The following is a 2,540-nucleotide window of genomic DNA, read 5'->3' as shown; positions in this document are numbered from 1 at the left end:
GAATTTAGAATTTAGAATTTAGAATTTAGAATTTAGAATTTAGAATTTAGAATGAAGAATTTAGTGCGTACCCGTAACGTATAGTGGGTCAAAAATCCCTAAATAGTGGTAAAGGTGGTAAGTGTGGGGAGGGAAAGAAAAAAAAATGAGCGATCACAAAATTATAAACTAAGCGATCGCTACATCCAAAACAAGCAATCTGTCCAGTATTTTACCATTCGGAAACCTTAAGCTATCCACTATCAGCTATCAGCTAATGCACTAAGCGCACGCCTGAATGCTTACCCGAAACCTGGACAGGCTACGGGATGCTATTGAAGAGCCGGTACTGGAACGCCCTAAAAAACTTTAACAAAACTCGCGGAATTCCCCACCCTCTTCCAGGGTGTTGAAGTTACCGTAAGTAGAGGGTCGCCTTTAAGGTTGGTCGGCTATGGGAAAAAGGGTTAAAACTGTTTGATTAAGGCTCCACTCTACTAAGGTGCGCGTCTCTAGGATGGATAGCGAGACAGAAAATTTCTTTTATCCCTTGACACCTTACTGTGAAATATATATAATATTAAGCAGGGTCGATAACAAGTTTGAGTGCAATGAAACATAAAGCCGTCAAAGTTAGAATTTATCCCACACAAGAGCAAATTCAAGTGTTAGCTCAGCATTTTGGATGCGCTCGTTGGTGGTGGAACTATGCTTTGAATCAGTGCATAGAAACCTACAAAGAAACTGGCAAGGGGCTAAAACAATCTGCACTCAACTCTATGTTGCCAAAGCTCAAAAAACAAAAAGAGACTGAATGGCTAAAAGATTGTTACTCTCAGGTTTTGCAATCCGTGAGTCTCAATCTTAGTCGTGCATATCAAAATTTCTTTGAGGGTAGGGCTGAATATCCTAGGTTCAAATCATATCATCATCGCCAATCAATTCAGTATCCCCAGAACGTAAAACAAGTTGGCAACTACTTGAAGTTCCCTGGAAGATTAGGCATTATCAAAGCAATAATCCATCGACCACTAGATGGAGAAATGAAAACTGTAACCGTTAGCAAGACTCCATCTGGAAAATATTATGCTTCGGTGTTAATGGAATATGAGCCGGATGATTTGCAGCCTTCCACAAAAGGAAATGTTATCGGAATTGATTTGGGTATTAAGGATTTTGCTATTACCTACGATGGCGAAAAGACTTCCAAGTTTGGGAATCCAAAGCACTTAGCCAAGTCCGAAAAGAAACTGACTAAAAAACAGCGTATCGCTGCCCGAAAGAAAAAAGGCAGCAATGGACGCAAAAAGGCCAGAAAGATTGTAGCCAAGGTATACGAACGGATTAGAAATGTCCGCCAAGACTACCTGCATAAACTATCTAGAAAGATAGTTGACAACAACCAAGTGGTGGTAGTCGAGAACCTAAATGTCAAGGGCATGGTTCGTAACCATAAATTAGCTAAAGCAATATCTGATCTGGGTTGGGGAACCTTTGTAAACTTCCTGTCTTATAAGTGCGAAAAAGAAGGAAAGGTATTAGTTGAAATAAACCGATGGTTTCCTAGTTCCAAAACCTGCTCTAATTGTCATTACCGAATCAAGGAGTTGCCACTGGATGTCAGGGCTTGGACTTGTCCAAGTTGTGGAACTCACCACGACAGAGATGGTAATGCGGCAAAGAATATTAGAGCAGAAGGGATCAGAATGCTATCCTCCTCTGGGACGGGGGAGGTCAACGCCAGTGGAGAAGAAGTAAGACCAAGACGTGGACGCCCGTCCAAGTTAAGGCATTCTTCCGTGAAGCTGGAAGCCCCGACTTCAAAGAAGTAAGTCGGGGTAGTTCACGCTAGAAACTGTAGGATTAAAGTCAGTAACTGCGAATGGCACGATGGTTAAAACCACCTCCAAACTCACGTTTGACCAATACCTGGAATACGACGACTGTACAGATAACCGTTATGAACTGGTTGATGGGGAGTTAGTACAATGGAATAAAATAAGCTGACCACTGACCGCTGACCACTGACCGCTTACATTACCTTTTGCATCCTAAACCGTTCAAACCCTACCCCACTTAGGAATACAGTCTCCGGTTCAATAATAGTAAATCCCTGTTTCAGAAAGAAATACTTAGAAATTCTGCTAGCTTCAGTATAGAGACAACTAACCCCTTGCTTTAACGCTTCATGTTCTAAGTGTTGGTAAATCGCTGTAGCATAACCCTGGCGAGAGTAGTCTTTTGCCGTAAACAGTAAATCAATGTGATTAGCGGGATGTAATTGACCAAAAGCCGCCATCTTATTGCCATCAACCGCAACAAGTGTTATTCCCATACTCAGCCGTTTCGTAAACTGGTCGGTATCCTTAGGATAGGATGACCAAATCTCTACTTGTTTACTATCATAAGCCTCTGAAGCTATCTCCATGATAGCATTTTTGTAGACATCGACAATATCGTTTGTATCTGATACTTGGTAGTTACGGATTAACATCTTTTTCTCGGATATCCCGATTCCCGATTCCCGATTCCCGATTCCCGATTCCCGATTCCCGATTCCC

General features: G+C 41.9%; 2 protein-coding genes and 1 pseudogene. 2 read left to right on the top strand and 1 reads right to left on the bottom strand.

Features of this window, described 5'->3' with window-relative positions:
* The first annotated feature begins 590 nt into the window (after positions 1–590).
* Complete coding sequence (locus AC4II3_RS32435) at positions 591–1,811, top strand: RNA-guided endonuclease InsQ/TnpB family protein (protein WP_488012220.1); 1,221 nt, start codon at positions 591–593, stop codon at positions 1,809–1,811.
* 58 nt (positions 1,812–1,869) lie between these two features.
* A pseudogene (locus AC4II3_RS32430) lies at positions 1,870–1,965 on the top strand (Uma2 family endonuclease); the annotation flags it as partial.
* A 46-nt stretch (positions 1,966–2,011) separates the two neighbouring features.
* Here AC4II3_RS32430 and AC4II3_RS32425 read toward each other — a convergent pair.
* On the bottom strand, positions 2,012–2,540 hold a 529-nt coding region (locus AC4II3_RS32425), incomplete at its 5' end, for a GNAT family N-acetyltransferase (protein WP_488012218.1).

It is taken from the genome of Moorena sp. (genome assembly GCF_982860115.1).
The sequence above is the reverse complement of the archived record's forward strand: the minus strand, read 5'-3'. Positions and strand labels throughout refer to the sequence as shown.